Here is a 15,487-nt window from a genome sequence, read left to right on the forward strand (position 1 = left end):
TCTTTTTATATCCTTTGATCGGCTTCTCTTAAATAAAAATCATACACATAGTTATACCGTGTATTTGTGCCCTCAATTTCATAGTGAATATCAATCTTCAGAAAGCCTTCGATTAAATCAAAGGAGTCCTCCTGGGTTATGTCTATTCTTTCTAGACTAATTCTAGGTTCAAAAAAGAGTATAGCTCTTTCAACTAAATCCTTTATAAAACCGATAAAGGCATTATCCATACTCTCAAATTGATAATCTCTTAAGTTGCAACCATAATCGGGTTGCATAACACGTTCGCCAAAACTTGTTGAAAGTAAAATTTCAAGGCTTTGTTCTATATCTTTTTCGGCACTAACCATAGTCACAGTTTTACTGTCGCTATCAAATGTTGGTGGAAATGACCAACCTGTTCCTAAATATGCTTTGTCATTATTCATATTATCCTCCTATCATTACTGTTGGAAATCCTTGCACGATGTTTCCTCCATGTGATGTCATGTCGCCCATTCTTACTGCAGGACTTCCTCCAATAAAAACAGTAGATGACCCTTTTACTATAGTATCTGGAGGGCCAACACACACGCACATATCTCCAACTACAGCAGCTGGTTGCCCTCCAATTAAAACATTGGGCTTTGCTGGTCCAACAATTGGTCCTCCGACATGTGGCACTGGTCCATTAAACATTGGACACACATGCATATCTCCTAATCTTGCTGCTGCTCCCATAACATTCGTTCTAATTTATGTTAACTAAAGATCCTTTGATCTCTGTAATTCCATCTGATGAAAACTTCGCAGTTGCCCCCTTCATTTCTATACTTGCATTGGCCTTGGCCTCTATTTGCATCGCACTTAATTTCATTTCCATTCCTGCTTTTATATCTACTTTACCCGAGGCTTCAATTTTTATATCTCCTGGGCTATTTATTTCTATACCCGATGAATCCATTTTTGTTAGATTCCCATTCTGATCTTCAATTGTTATTGAGGTTGTATCTTCGTCTAATTTGATACTATTACCTGCTGGTGTATCAATCACTATCGTTTTGGTGTCATCATTAAAATAAACCCTCAAATTGGATCTGGTTACAAACCCCTTTTCATGATTATCATCTTGTGCATTAATCGGTGCGGGTTTTGCACTACTATTGAGCATTCCCAATACAACAGCTTCTCTAGGATCATCATTTAAAAAACCTACGATAACCTCATCTTCTATTTCTGGCAAGAAAAATGACCCTCTACCTCCATTGACATCACCATTACCAGCGTCTAATGTGGCTACTCTTGCCCATACTCCTCTTGCAGAGTTATCTATAATTGGTAATCTTACCAGTATTCTATTTTCCCCTTCTGGATCATCTTGCAACTGAACAACTTTTCCTATTTGCAAACCATTAATAGCTGGCACTAATCCTGCAGCAGGCACATCTGTTATATTCTTATGAACATGTGAAAAGCAGTCTTCTTTTAAACCAAATTGCGCCTGTGTATACCATGATCCATTATAAACATCATGCCTAATAGCTGAAACAAAAGCATTACCAGTAAACCTCTCGCCAACACCTTGTAATCCTATTAATTGACTTGGCTTTATAGCTCCAAATCCAATAAATTTAGCACGCCCTTGTATTTTTGAAAGTCGACTAATCTGCATCAAAGATTTTGTCCATTCTTGCAACTCTTCTTCAATCGCCTGACCTGTGTGTCTGAGTTCAAATTTTTCGGGACTTATTAATTCAGCTAAATCTTCTCCACTTACGTTTCCTAGTTCGTTAATTGGCACACTGTCGGTTACATGTTCAAACATATTTTGCCCAGCATAATCCCATGATTTAGCCTCAACCGATGTCCACTGACTTCTAGAATCCATTTCGGCCTCAAAATCGATAAGTGTTGATCCAAATAAAACAGAAAGAGCAGGATCTACATTTGTAACTGGAGATTTGATGTTAATTACACCGTCATCAACAACTACTAATTTACCATTGGCTTCAGCTCTTAGTAATAAAAAATCCCAATCTGTACAGTGATGCTGTACCATTTCTAAATGACTAATAGTAGTCTCTTCTACATCATGACTTAAAGACGGATATCTGTCTATAATCTGTTCCATAATTTCACTGTCTTTCAATTCTTCATAATAAAAATTATGCCTTCCTAATGTCATTTTTACGACCTCATCTCTACAATCTAATATCAAATGAGTTTCACCACTTTCTTTAACTTTAATACCATGTTTAACTATTATTCCTTTAAATAGTAGATCATTTTCTCCATCTCGACCTGTTTTTATTGCTATTGACTTACCTGGTAAAAATTCTTCTTCTTCACTTATTTTAAAGCTCTCATCTGCAGAATCTCCATCTTTTAAAACAATTTTAGCTGTTGGAATTTTATTTACCTCTTTAACTATTGAAATTGAAATTACCTGATAGCCTGGATCAACTAATTGTTCGTTAATCAAGATGTCAAACGTTGCTACATTATATGAGGCCTCTACAGGTATTTCTCTATTTTTCATACTATTCAGCTGTTTTTACAAGAGGTGGAAAAACCAACGTTACTCCTGGTTTTATTTTTCTGAAAGTTGTTAAACCATTAGCTCTGGCTATTTGAGTTATATACTTCGGGTCTTTATAGATTTGGTGTGTCATCCAATCTAATCTATCACCTGCTTTTACTTGTTTAACATGTGTCAAATCGGGTGATTTTTTACATTCCCTAGCCACCCTCTCTTTTTGAGATAGATACTCTAAAAAAGTAGCACTAACTTTTATTCGTAGAGGATCTCCATTAGGTTTAAATAATGTGTAATTTAATGCGAGATCTGTTAAAACACAGGTAAATACCAGCGTTCCCCAATGAATTTTTAAAAAATTTGGACGGTGTATTCCACAGTTCATTTTATACACGGTATTCATTAGGGCGTTTAATTCATCTTTGACAAACTGTTTTCCTGCAATAGGTTTGTATCCTTGAATAGAGTTTGTCTCATCTAGTACAAAATCAAGTTTGAGTACCTCTGGTTCAGTTCCTCTGTAGTCTGGATTAGTACCTTGATTACCCTGGCCTTGTTGTCGATTTAATGTTACTTTTAAGTTTCGGTTAAAACTTTCTGGGTTAACAGGCAAAGCAATGGGATCTGGACTTGTAGAGGATTTTATTTTAAATTCCTCATCATCATAAGCATGAATTAAAACCTTTACTAATTTTCCTGACTCATTCATTATCTTTCTGACTTTTCCTTTATTATACTAAGTACTTTTTCTACAATTTCATTAATAGTAGATTCATCACTTGTACTACCACTAGCATCACTATTTGAACTAGAACTACTCTTTTCATCTCCTACAGAAGCTTTTATAACTAATTCTCTAATTTCTAAAGGCATTTTTTATTCTTTTTTAGGTGTTAGTTTGAAATAATTATAATTAAGTTCTAAGGTTTCTATTAGCACCTCACCTCTTTCGGCATTAAACTCTCCTATTTTCCAACTTACTGGCCATACATGTGAAAGCTGCCATTGCATTAGTGGTTTAGCTTCTTGATCTAGCAGCTGTACATTAACGACTTTGAGAGGGTTTATTATCTTGTTTTGAAAGGCTTCTTGACACCAGGTAGACAGCTTAGAATCTTTGGGTTTTATGATTCCTCTTTTTAGAGTTAAAGTTGTATACTTAGTGCGTCCAGGCATTTGATGCTCAAACCGATTCTCACCACCTTCTTTCAATGCTTCTTTTTCTATTTGTACATCTAAACCAGTGACAGACTGAAAGCTAACATCTGTGCCATCTGTACCTGAAAGACCCTCAAAAATTACTTTAAAGTAAAACCCTACTATTTGATGCGTACTTTTCATAAAAATTACTATCCTTTTGCTTCAAGAATGGTTAGGCCTTCGTGCACAAGTTCCATAGTTTCAATCGCAACCTCATTGGCGTCTGCTTTTAAATCTGTAGATTGTACTTTACTAGGCCATGCATTTTCTAAAACCCATGTAATTATTGCCTTATGGTTTTCATCTAACAAGCTAATCGTAACAGCTCTTCTAAATTTAGATCTTGTACTGTTACCCTCTTGGAAGTAATATGTTTTTTGCCATTCTTTATAAAAGTCGAAGTCGCCTTGAAACGTACCTCTTTTAAGTGTTACATTACTATACTTGGTGAGTCCAGGCTGTTTTGTTGTACTTAATTTTACATTGTCACCTTCTCTATATTCTATCACTTCTGTTTCGAAATCTAATCCGCTTACTTCTGTAAATCCAATACGAAATTTATCGCCCCATTCTACTTTAAAATGAAACTTTGGTAGTGGATAATCTATTTTTTTTTCTGCCATGATATTATTTTTTTATTGTTTTTAATTTTATTTGCCTTCTGCAGCTTTTGCCGCTTTTATTGCTTCTGCTAGACTATTTTTTCTTGATAGAGCATCATCGCTTTTCTTTTTCTTTTTTGTCCAATCCTCTTTAAACTTATCAGTTTTAACAATTGCAATATCTAGGTTACTTTTTGTATTTTTAAAGTAATCGCTTTTATCAATTGGCATTGTTGGTTGAGGCTTTTTAGCTTGTGCATCACAAGGGTAAGATTCAGAATCATCGTCATCTGAAGAGCAACTAGCTTCCTCTTTTATACTACCGTTAAATTCATCTAAGATTTTCTTCAGTTTAAAACGTAACCCTTGTTCATCACAGATATATGCAAAAAGGAGATTGGCGCATTTGAGTGCGTCTATAAGCTTACATAAGAGATCATCTTGGAGTTCGCACACCATTTTAATTTTCTCTTCGTAAACTTTCACACAATTAATAGCGGTTTCTTTGTCTTGGTCTTTGACGTCTTTAACACAATTTATTTCTTTAATTAGTTTGGCAATAAGGACTTTAAGCTGATCTTCCCCATTTTCATAGGTATACAAAAGATCAAAAATTGATTTCACTTGACAAAGCAGTTTTTCTAAAGCCTTACTGGTACATTCTGCATTTTTACAAACCTCTATAACTTGCCCATGAAAGAATTCAAGTTCAATAACAATGTTATCGGCTTTTTCGTTTGACTTTTCGATGAGATCTAACCATTTGGTTAATTTATCTCTCCAATTATAGGAATTGTCATACTTTTCTTTTGCTTTATCTGATTCTGCAGACTTCTCGCTATAATCATTACTTGCATCTGTTAATTGCTCTTCCCACTGTGTTAAGCAATTTTTATCACCATTACCTCCGTTGCTTTGGTCATCTTCGCAACAGATTTTGTCGTTCAAAAATTTTATCATGCCCATAGTTCTATTTTTTATTTATTAATCTTTATCTACGCTTTGTTGCTTATTTTTTCCAGAATAATGGTCATCGTCATCGCAATCACCTTCATCTGCACATTCACATAGAATATCTAAATCGTCTTCTTTACATTCTCCTTCACAAATAAATATTCGAGTGTTTTTTAATCCTTCACTTTTACTTCCTTCTGCAAGCATTGTACAGCTAACTTCTGCTAATTCTTCTACAATTACATTTAATTCATCGCGATAGGTGATCACATCTTTTTCGGTAGTTTTTATATTTTCAGTGATACAGTCATTTAGTATTTTCATGGTGTCCATAAGCTTAGTTGCAAAACTTTTAAGACCACCTGTATTTGTAAATGTTTGTATTCCCGCAATATTAACTACACTATTAAATGCATTTTGTCCTTTACACGCTAATTCGGAAGTTTTATCAGTTATATCACCTAGTGTTCTAGAGACATCTTTAACTTCTTTAGCGACGCTAGAACCTTTACTCCCCTTACCTCTTTTAGGCTTAGGAATAATGCATTCTTTTACGCAATTAACCATAACACAAGCGGCATCATTCGCTTCATTTATTTTGACTCGCAAATCATTAATAAGTTTTGAAGATTCATTTATAAGCTTTTCAAGGTCATCATCTTTTTTACAATAATCATCAACACTTTTTTGAATAATCCCTGCCTTCGTGTAGTTTTTTAAAACTATACAACTCATTAAATCTTGATATAGATTATGAGTTTCTTCTGCTTTATTAAGACAGCATATTTTATAACCACGAGAGCTTTCTTTAGACTCTCTTTTTGTGTCATTAGCTTTATATAAACTATCTGCAGCTTTTTTCTCGTTTTTGATATATTTCAGCTTTTCACAAATCTTTTTTTCAGGATTTTGCAAATCGCTATCATTACCATTTGTATTTGCCATTTTACTATTGTTTTAAATTTATTTATCGTCTTTTAATATTACTCTGATAGCATTTTATGACTAAATCTTAAAATGATAAACTCTGCAGGTCTTACTACAGCCATTCCAATTTCAACTATCATTCTTCCTTCCCAAATGTCTACTTCATCCATAGTTTCATTTAATCCAACTTTTACATAAAAAGCTTGCTCTGGAGTAGTTCCCATTAAAGCTCCTGCTTTCCACTGTTGTACTAAGAAATTATCTATCATTGATTTAACTCTCACCCAAGTATTGAGGTCGTTAGGTTCAAAAACGAATTGTACCGATGCTTTTTTTACAGATTCTTCGACCATATTGAAAAATCTTCTAACAGAGATATATCGCCATTCATTGCTATTACCAGCCATGGTTCTAGCTCCCCAAACAATGGCATTACCTCTACCAACAAAGGAGCGAATAACATTAACTGATTTACCTGCATTAACATCTACATTTAAGCTTTCTTGTTGTTTATCTGTAATCTTTATAACTGGTTTTATTACATAATCCATGTTGACATTGGCAGGTGCTTTCCAAACACCACGCGAAGAATCTACATTTGCATATATTCCAACAATTCCAGGTGATGGTGGCATTTCCATTGGCAGATTTCGTATCGAATTTTGTGCTTGAAAGTAGAGTGCATTATTTTTAGTTTTTAATTCTTCTAATGTTCCATTTAAAGAACCGTCACCACCTTCGTGTACAATTGTTACTCTAGCATCTCCTATTCCTTCTCCTCCATAATAGTAATCTAGTATAGTCTCTACATTTGGAAAATATGTTGCTCCATACTTAATTGTATTTTCTTCTGGAGGTGTATTATTTCGCATCGTTTCAATATTTGCTAGTAAATCTGGTTGAGTAGGATCTAACCAAATATCCATTACAGTAAAACGATCTTTTAATTCTTCGCACATGTCCATCGATTCTCCAAAAAGATTATAGAAATCTGAAAAATTATCTATACCCTGAGAATCAGGATAAACATAAAGTGTTACTTCATCTACTTTTTCGGTGGCATCTAAACCTTTTTTAAGATCGGCAAAGCTCACTATTCCTGTAGTATAATCTCCTACTGAAACAATCCAACATGGTCCTCCTCCATTAGCAAAAAACATTTCTAATGAATATTTCATTATATACTTTGCTCTGTCTGTGATAGATGCTTGTACATTTACGGGTGCACCTGGTGTTTCTTTAATAAGTACTGAAAGGTTTTCTTCTGGAACGGCTTTACCAAAAAAGCGTTCATATTCTAACATAGAACTAATTCTTTTGGGCTCGTTAAGTAGCGAATTTCCTCTTTCATCTAAAGCCTTATCAGTATATCCAATAAAAGCAGGAATTGCAGTTTCTACCTGTGCAATTGACGGTGGGAGTTTAGGGATTTCTTCAATATAAACTCCTGGTGTTTTGTAATTCATAATGTCATTTTTGTTTTAAGATTAATTTCAACTATTTACTAATCTGTTTGATTTATTAATATAGATTTCAGAAAACATTCTTTTCCCTTCTACCTTCAATGAAGGTGTTCTAGGATGAGGTAATATTTTCTCATTGGCTCCACTTATGAAAGGCACTAACGTTTGTGTTAATCCTTTTGGCTTTTTAGAAATTATTTTTTTTGTTGTTGGCTCAAATACCACATGTGGGTTGAGATCACCAGTGACATCTGCAGCTTTAAAATTGGCTTCTTTGTTATATCTCCAATACGTTTTTCTATTTTTAAACCGAAGTTCATATACAGGATGTGATATGAACTCTCCCGTATTTTCTGTTCTAGTTTTTAGATATCCGTCTGCATCCAAAAGACTAAATGGGGAGTCTGTTTCGTCTAAGCGAATGTCTATAACGCCTAAGTGATTTTTATTATATAAGTCATCATTTAGATGCACGAAATAGCTGATTTCTGGCCCTCCATTTTCTTTAATCTTTAAGTTGTAAAGCCCTTCAGGAATTGCTATTGGATTTTCAATAGATTCATCGATCACTTCAAAATTTAAAAGGACATTTTGGAGAGGATTAGCACTACTTTTGGCAATGGTCTTTATTGGGTTGGCATCTCTATCTTCTAATACAATTTGTAGTTGCGTTATGTTTTGTTCTTTTTTAATAGGATAGTTGAACATAGGTGGCAACAAAATCCTATCAGCATTAGTGACATAGCGCTTGTCTTTGAGTTTTCCCCAAAAACTTAAATTACTACTGCTAGTCGTTGTAAATTCTAAAGCTTCTCTTAATTCAGCTCCAAATTTCACCAAGGCTCCCATTTCATGTTGCATACCACTTTGATGATTTTTTGCCTCTATTGATATAGGTAAAGTTTTATAGTTGGGGTCAGCTTCAATAAACTGGTCTTTGCCTTTATTTGTGAAATAGTAAATAGCAGGTAAAGCAGGTCTCATACTTATATTGGTCATACTCAGAAAATTAGCTATTGCTATACGTATTGAAAAAGTGAGACTAAGCGTATCAGGAAGTTTAAAACGAGGTTTATAAACTTTAGCTCCCAACTTTAGTTCTTCTTTTACTTCTATTCCTATTAAAAACCCGAGTGTTGTTGTTTTGTAAATCAGTTTAAACTCACTCAAGGCTTTTTTGGTAGCTTCTGTAGGTTGTATCTCTAAAAAATCTGCAACATTGTACGCTTGCTGATTTATCACGTTCTTAATTAGTGCTTCTTTTTCTGCTTTGGGTTTTTCAAAAAAGGAAATACCATCTGATGAGATCAAATAATAATCATGAAGTAGATTGACTTCAAACAAACGTTTGTAAAGGAATTCACTCATCACATTCTGCATTAGTTATTAGAACATTATTCTCAATTTCTTCAATAACTGGAGCTTCAATACCAGAAGTTTCTTGAATTTTAACCAGTCTTACTTTATACATAGCAAAAGGCACTTGCTTACCTCCTAAGGAACCCCATAAATGATTAATTTGCTCAAAGGTTAAGGTATATAGTTCAACATTTAATTTGATCTCATCCCTTAGTTCGTTTGTGATCCAATCATCTTCTACACCTGGTTGATCTGAGGATATTTGACTAAAAGGAGAGTTTTTAACGGTAAAACTTTTTTTGGCCTGAAAGAATTGTAAGACCAAGGATAATCTATGTAAAGGAAATTCGTAATTATCGGCAACAGGTTTGTCTTTTTGAGTAGCAGATATTAAAACATAAAGATTTAAATGTACTGCAGGTTCCATATATTTTATACCCGAATTAGTCTTAACAATATGACTTCCATTTTTTAGGGTACTTTCCTCTTCTATATTGACTAAGGTGATAATAACACTATCCTTTAATTCTACTATGGTATCATTATCCATTGAGGCGATATTACCAAGGGCTATTCTATCTTTCGTAATACCATCACCCGACCTTTTGTTTTGGACGATGTAGTCACTTAATTCATCTCTTAATAATTTGAGCGCAAGAGCAATCATATTTGTTTATTTTCTGAAGCTTATTTATCATGAAAAACTTGGAGTTTAAGGTATTCATAATGAAGAGTTTAGTCAATCCCCATTTTTAGGGATTTATACTTTTCTCATTCTACAGATAGAAAAAAGTATTATTCGAAACATTTTTTGAGTTAACAGTATTTGATGTTATCTATGGGCTTGTTCTAATAAGTAAAAACCCCGATTCAATTGAATCGGGGTTTTTACTTATATCATTAGAAAGTGAAGTAGCATTGATGTAATTAAGCAATTGCCTTAAGTAAGCGAAACGACTTATTTAATTCCTTATAACCATAAAATTAATAAGCCATTCCGCTTTCTAATCACCATCAAAACACTATTTAGTTTTCTTTTTTTCTAAACTCTTCTTTACCATTCTTAAAAATAAAGGTTAGACCTTTTATTTGATTACTTTCATTTCTTTCAAATCGTGCATTTGGAAGTTCATTATTTACTGGAATACTATAAACTAGTTTGTATAGATCTTTTGAGATTTTTTCTAGTCTAAATTTATAGCCCTGTCTTTGGAAAAACAATTGCCCATTTTCAAGAAATACTTCTCGACCACCTTCATAAGATCCTGTAAATTCATTTGTACTACCATCACCTAATTGCTCTTTTTTATAAGGAATTGCTTTTTCTCTCTTAGGTTTTTCAAAGCGTATTAAGTTGTTAGTTCTATCAATAGTTATTTTTAAATCTTTAATAATAGTATAACCAAAATTAGCGTACTCAAAGTTTTCAACGAGAACAATATCTGGGTTTTCATAATTTAATTCACCTAATTGTATTGTGCCCAGTAATTCTGCATGCCAAGGTTTGAAACTTGCAGCAGGTGTACTAATTAAAGTGCCTTCTCTCATCTCTCCTTTTAAATTTAATTTATCTTTGAGCGCATAAGGTAAACTAAAACCTCCAGGGCTTCCTGTATCTAAATGGGCTTCTACAATAATACCATCTACGATTAAATTATAACTAAGAACATTTGGATTCTCAATAATTTTAGTGACATCTTTATCATCTTTGTTTAGCGTTCCGTTTGTTAAAATAATCTTAGACTTTGGATAATCCATGGTCACCAAATAATCTTCAAAAAACACACCGCTTAAAACGCCATCAATTGGAAGCATTGATCTCAAGTCTAAAACATTCATGTTGACATCTTTGATGATATTGGTGTGAGGAAAACTAACTTTAGGAACTAATACTGTTTGTGTTATTAATTTATTATCGGAACCTTGCACACCAATCGTGTCTGTACTCACCTGTTTAAAGCTAAATTCATTGCTTAATCTTTCATCTATTACTGTGGTCGAAGAACCAGTATCAAAAATAAACTTATAAGGTCCTTTTCCATTAATTGTCACGTCTAAAATAGGTCTTCGACTACTGATATCTACAGGAATAACTACTCTATTATTTGATTCAACTGGAGTGATTGGAGTTTTATCAGATTGGCAAGAACTCCATAAAAACAGATTACAAATTATAAATGTGATTATATTTTTTTTCATAAGTAATGCATTTAATTATTCAGATACTTTTTTATGCGGACCATCAATTCGCCCATCCTTATATATAAAACTTAATCCTATAACCAACTTGTTTTCATTTCGGAGAAATTTGATTTTTGGAATTTCCATTGGAGTTCTTACACCATCGGGAATTTTCATCGCATAAAGATCTTTTTCTATTTCTATGAGTTTTAAATCAATTGGAGATGCAGCATTTTTATAAACCAATTCACCATTGTCATTTTCCCATACTTTTCTACTGCCTTCATATTCCCCTATATACGAATTAGACTGTACTTCTTTTTTACTTAATTTATCGTGATTTACTACGACGGGTTTAACTCTTTCAAATTTTATTAGACTGTTTTTTCTATCTATGGTTGTTCTCAAATCTTTGACCACTTCAAATCCTAAATTTGCATATTCAAATCCTTCAACTAATGCAACTTTAGGGTTTTTAAACAGAACTCCACCAATTTTGATATCCCCTTCTAGTTCTGCATCCCAACGTTGAAAACTAGCTACAGGAGTACTAATGGTGTGTCCTTTTTGTAGTCCTCTCTTGAAAGTCAATTTGTTTTTTAGCGAATACGGCAGACTAATTCCTCCTGGGCTTCCTGTATCAATATGAGCCTCTACAATCTCTCCATTTACATCGAGATTTAAGTTCACGACTCGAGGTTTTTGTAAAAACGTAATAGCATTATCTTTTACTTCGTCTAATTCACCAATGGCAACTCCTAACTTTGAATTTGGGTAATCCATAGTTAGTAAGTAATCTTTAAAAAAAATACTGCTTAAAATTCCATCAACAGGAAGCATAGCTCTAATATCTATAACATTCATTACTAAGTCTTGAGATAGATTAGTACCAGAAAAACTAACTTTGGGAACTTCAATTCTTTTTGAGGTTAGCTTCTTGTCTGAACCTGGTGTACCTAATGGGTCTTCTCCAACAACTTTAAATCCAAATTCAGATTGTAATCTCTCATCAATAACATGAGTCATAGAACCAGTGTCGAATATAAATTTGTAAGGACCTTTTCCGTTTATCATTAATTCAACAATTGGTCGTCTCGTACTTAAATCCATCGGAATTGTAATACTCTCTACTCTTTGCTTTCTAATCTGCCTTTGGCTACTGGGTTCATTTTCGCTATGCTTTTCTTTTTTTTCTTGGCAGGATCCTATAAAAAATATAAGGCAAGAGAATAAGGTTACAACAATGGTTTTCATGATTACTTTCATTTTAAATTAATATTAAATAGCCATTATGTTAACTAGTGTTAACTAGTGTTAACCACTAAAGACTATATCATCTTAAAGGCGTAAATTTATTTTACCACACCTTAAAGAGTATGAAATAAACATCCAATTAATATGAAAGTCTCTAAATTGAATGAAGCTGAAAATATTGTTAATGTTAACAAGTGGAATTTTTCATCTGTTCGTGGAATTCTTCAAAGTCCCAAGGGCCATGAACTTTTAACTGAACCTCGCCTTTCCAAACTTCTTTATTTTTTAAGCTTGAACATGAATTCTTATGTTTCAAGAAATTACTTAATCGATAATATCTGGTCGGATACCATTGTAAATGAAGAATCATTGACTAGAGCAGTTTCAGATTTAAGAAAACTTCTTAGTGAAAACTTTGGAACAACAATTAAAATTGAAACATTACGTGGTCATGGATATAAATTATTCATAGAAAAAGAGAGTGCATTGAATTCTATAAAGTCAAAGCTTAATCCTAATTTTGGCTATGCTATTCTCATTTTATTTTTCATATTGATACTAACCATATCAATTGCCGACGCTTTAGGTCTAATTGAAGCTAAATTTTTAGTAAATAGAAGTAAAGGATAGCTAATTTATTCTATCGCCTTTCATCTAGTAGCGTTAGTTATTTATCCTTTTTGTATCGTAATTCTCCAGTCTCGATTTTAATAGCAGTTCTAGCCAAAATTGTGAACACAAAGGCACCCATAGCCCAAATACCAATGGTTACGCCAATCTCAATTCCAGTAGGTGTATATTCTGCTATTTTACCATAAGGTCCTGGAATAAAACCAGGCACGATTAAACCAAATCCTTTTTCAATCCAAATGGCCACAAATAGCAGGAAACAGGCAAAAAACAAGACTTTAAAGTTGTTTCTAAGTTTATGAAATGTAAGAATAATTGTTGCTAATACATTCATAGAAATAGCGGTCCATATCCAAGGTAATAAGGCCGTTTTACCCTCTAATCCAAAAAACAAATAGTAAGCACTTTCACTATGATGTGTAGGTGCGTAAAACTCTTTGAACAATTCCGAAATCAACATAATCAAATTAATCTGTGCAGCCACAGTAACCACCATAGCAATTTTCTTTAAGGTTTTATCCTCTATTTTAAAGGCTGTATATGTTCTTATAATGGCCAAAACTATAATGATTAATGCTGGTCCAGCAGCAAATGCTGAGGCCAAGAACCTTGGACCTAGTAAGGCATTATTCCAAAAAGGTCTAGCTTGCAAACCTTGATATAAAAAAGCGGTTACCAAATGAATTGCAACGGCCCAAAAAACAGACAAGATTGCACCTGGTACATAAACACTTTTTTTAGATTTTTTCCCTTGATAGTGTCTAAATAAAATATAAAACGGAATAGTAATATTTAAAAACAAATAGCCATTCAATACAATAACATCCCAAGTGAGCATGGAATTTGGAAAATTAAACACTCCTATTCCTGGAATCATATGCCATAATACAGAAGGACCTCCCATGTCCGCAACAACAAAAGCCAAACACATAATCAGTGCTGCCACTGCTAATCCTTCTCCAATTAAAACAGCTTGCTTGAAGTCAATATCCTTTAAGACATAAGTTGGCATAACTAACATCACAGCAGCAGCCGCTACACCAACTAAAAAAGTAAAATTAGAGATATATAAACCCCAACTTACTCTATCGGTCATTCCGGTAACACTCAAACCTTGTTCTATCTGAATAGAGTAGCAGTACATTCCAATGAGCATGATTAGCGTTAAAAGCGCCATCCACAAATGATATTTTTTAGATCCATGTGTAATCACATCTAAACTATCAATCACTAATCTTTTAAATACTTTAAGTCTTCTCATGATATGCTTTTTAGTCCATGAAATACCAAAACTTAGGTTCGGTACCAAGGTCTTCTTTTAATCTAAATACTTTTTTGTTTTCTAAGACCCAACGTATCGTACTATTCGGATCTAAGAGGTTTCCAAAAATTCGAGCTCCTGTAGGACATGCCTCAACACATGCTGGATTTTTTCCGGCTCTAGATCGTTGTACGCAAAAAGTACATTTTTCCATAACACCTTTCTTACGAAGTCGATTCCCTAAGTAATGTTGATTTTTATTGATTTCGCTTTCAGGAACCTCAGGTTTGCTCCAATTAAATCGCCTCCCATCATAAGGACATGCTGCCATACAATATCTACATCCCACACACCAATCATAGTCAATAACTACTAAGCCATCATCCTCTCTCCATGTTGCTTGCACAGGACATACATCAACACATGGTGGATTGTCGCAGTGAAAACACTGTGTTCCCATATAAAAATGTCCTTCTGCAGGAACTTCATGATAATAATTATCATCGGCTTCATTAAAGTTAAATCCTTTACCATCTTCCATTTCATGAATACGGATGTATTGCATTTGAGAATTACGATCTTGATTATTCTCTTCAACACAAGCGTTTACACAGTCCATATAACCTTGACACTTTGAGATATTAAAAGCATATCCAAAAAGAACATCGTCTTCGGCATTTGTAGACGACATACTAATGGTTTTTCCAGTTCGTAATTGGTAAGAACGCACCAATCGATCTACCGTTGCTTTTTTCTCATCGTTGTTCATCAACTTATAGTTGCCTTTAAATTGTTCTTCCCAATCTATTTGAGCTTTTTCTTTAGATTCATCACCTGCTAAAAAACTGCACGAGGTATTTACGGCTCCTGCTCCAATTAATAAACTTGCCGTTAGTTTCTTAAAGGCAGATCGTCGACTCATTTTAACATCAAACACTTGATCAAAACCATCTTTATGCCGTTCTTCTCCTATTGAAGCATCTACAGCCGCATCAAAAAACTCCTCTTCACTTAATTCGGTATTGGGTTCTTTATGAGAATTGCAACCTCCCGAAGTTTTTCCACATCCACAAGAGCTAGACCCTTGTTTATGCTTAGAATTTAGGTTTAATGAAAACCATTTTTTATTTGTACTACTCAT

General features: G+C 33.7%; 17 protein-coding genes. 1 reads left to right on the forward strand and 16 read right to left on the reverse strand.

The features are described from left to right. Positions 1 to 5 precede the first annotated feature (5 nt). The 14 genes from KWG70_RS00705 to KWG70_RS00770 form a co-directional block, all read right to left on the reverse strand. Positions 6 to 428 carry a GPW/gp25 family protein gene (locus tag KWG70_RS00705; protein WP_230934065.1) on the reverse strand — a complete coding sequence of 141 codons (423 nt, stop codon included), beginning with the start codon at positions 426 to 428 and terminating at the stop codon, positions 6 to 8. A gap of 1 nt (position 429) precedes the next feature. Next, positions 430 to 720, reverse strand: coding sequence for a PAAR domain-containing protein (locus KWG70_RS00710; protein WP_230934066.1), 291 nt, complete (start codon positions 718 to 720; stop codon positions 430 to 432). 10 nt (positions 721 to 730) lie between these two features. Then, a complete protein-coding gene (gene vgrG / locus KWG70_RS00715; RefSeq protein WP_230934067.1) occupies positions 731 to 2,518 on the reverse strand; it encodes a type VI secretion system tip protein VgrG in 1,788 nt (595 codons plus the stop codon). A 1-nt stretch (position 2,519) separates the two neighbouring features. Beyond that, the gene (locus KWG70_RS00720; protein WP_230934068.1) at positions 2,520 to 3,224 is read right to left on the reverse strand and encodes a CIS tube protein; all 705 of its coding nucleotides are present in this window, start codon (positions 3,222 to 3,224) and stop codon (positions 2,520 to 2,522) included. Beyond that, positions 3,224 to 3,388 carry a DUF5908 family protein gene (locus tag KWG70_RS00725; RefSeq protein WP_230934069.1) on the reverse strand — a complete coding sequence of 55 codons (165 nt, stop codon included), beginning with the start codon at positions 3,386 to 3,388 and terminating at the stop codon, positions 3,224 to 3,226. The genes KWG70_RS00720 and KWG70_RS00725 overlap by 1 nt, the downstream gene beginning before the upstream one ends. Positions 3,389 to 3,391: 3 nt before the next feature. Further along, positions 3,392 to 3,856: a phage tail protein gene (locus KWG70_RS00730; RefSeq protein ID WP_230934070.1), complete on the reverse strand. Its 465-nt coding sequence runs from the start codon at positions 3,854 to 3,856 to the stop codon at positions 3,392 to 3,394. 8 nt (positions 3,857 to 3,864) lie between these two features. Beyond that, entirely contained in the window at positions 3,865 to 4,338 is a 474-nt protein-coding gene (locus KWG70_RS00735; protein ID WP_230934071.1) for a phage tail protein, read from the reverse strand. 27 nt (positions 4,339 to 4,365) lie between these two features. Further along, positions 4,366 to 5,283 (reverse strand): hypothetical protein, encoded by a 918-nt coding sequence (locus KWG70_RS00740; protein ID WP_230934072.1) that lies wholly within the window; start codon positions 5,281 to 5,283, stop codon positions 4,366 to 4,368. Between the two features lie 18 nt (positions 5,284 to 5,301). Beyond that, entirely contained in the window at positions 5,302 to 6,216 is a 915-nt protein-coding gene (locus KWG70_RS00745) for a hypothetical protein (RefSeq protein WP_230934073.1), read from the reverse strand. Between the two features lie 38 nt (positions 6,217 to 6,254). Further along, positions 6,255 to 7,664, reverse strand: coding sequence for a phage tail sheath family protein (locus KWG70_RS00750; protein ID WP_230934074.1), 1,410 nt, complete (start codon positions 7,662 to 7,664; stop codon positions 6,255 to 6,257). A 27-nt stretch (positions 7,665 to 7,691) separates the two neighbouring features. Beyond that, entirely contained in the window at positions 7,692 to 9,029 is a 1,338-nt protein-coding gene (locus tag KWG70_RS00755; protein WP_230934075.1) for a hypothetical protein, read from the reverse strand. Further along, complete coding sequence (locus KWG70_RS00760) at positions 9,022 to 9,687, reverse strand: DUF4255 domain-containing protein (protein ID WP_230934076.1); 666 nt, start codon at positions 9,685 to 9,687, stop codon at positions 9,022 to 9,024. The genes KWG70_RS00755 and KWG70_RS00760 overlap by 8 nt, the downstream gene beginning before the upstream one ends. A 359-nt stretch (positions 9,688 to 10,046) precedes the next feature. Beyond that, positions 10,047 to 11,219, reverse strand: coding sequence for a retropepsin-like aspartic protease (locus tag KWG70_RS00765; protein ID WP_230934077.1), 1,173 nt, complete (start codon positions 11,217 to 11,219; stop codon positions 10,047 to 10,049). A gap of 15 nt (positions 11,220 to 11,234) precedes the next feature. Continuing rightward, a complete protein-coding gene (locus KWG70_RS00770; RefSeq protein WP_230934078.1) occupies positions 11,235 to 12,455 on the reverse strand; it encodes a pepsin/retropepsin-like aspartic protease family protein in 1,221 nt (406 codons plus the stop codon). Positions 12,456 to 12,599: 144 nt separating this feature from the next. Between KWG70_RS00770 and KWG70_RS00775 the strand changes: the two genes are divergently transcribed. Beyond that, complete coding sequence (locus KWG70_RS00775) at positions 12,600 to 13,085, forward strand: winged helix-turn-helix domain-containing protein (protein WP_262910591.1); 486 nt, start codon at positions 12,600 to 12,602, stop codon at positions 13,083 to 13,085. 37 nt (positions 13,086 to 13,122) lie between these two features. Here KWG70_RS00775 and dsrP read toward each other — a convergent pair whose 3' ends face one another. Together dsrP and KWG70_RS00785 are read right to left on the reverse strand one after the other, a co-directional pair. Beyond that, the gene (gene dsrP / locus KWG70_RS00780) at positions 13,123 to 14,346 is read right to left on the reverse strand and encodes a sulfate reduction electron transfer complex DsrMKJOP subunit DsrP (protein ID WP_230934080.1); all 1,224 of its coding nucleotides are present in this window, start codon (positions 14,344 to 14,346) and stop codon (positions 13,123 to 13,125) included. A gap of 10 nt (positions 14,347 to 14,356) precedes the next feature. Further along, positions 14,357 to 15,487, reverse strand: a complete 1,131-nt coding sequence (locus KWG70_RS00785) for a 4Fe-4S dicluster domain-containing protein (protein ID WP_230934081.1) — start codon at positions 15,485 to 15,487, stop codon at positions 14,357 to 14,359.

The organism is Psychroserpens luteolus (genome assembly GCF_021032705.1).
Classification (GTDB): domain Bacteria; phylum Bacteroidota; class Bacteroidia; order Flavobacteriales; family Flavobacteriaceae; genus Psychroserpens; species Psychroserpens luteolus.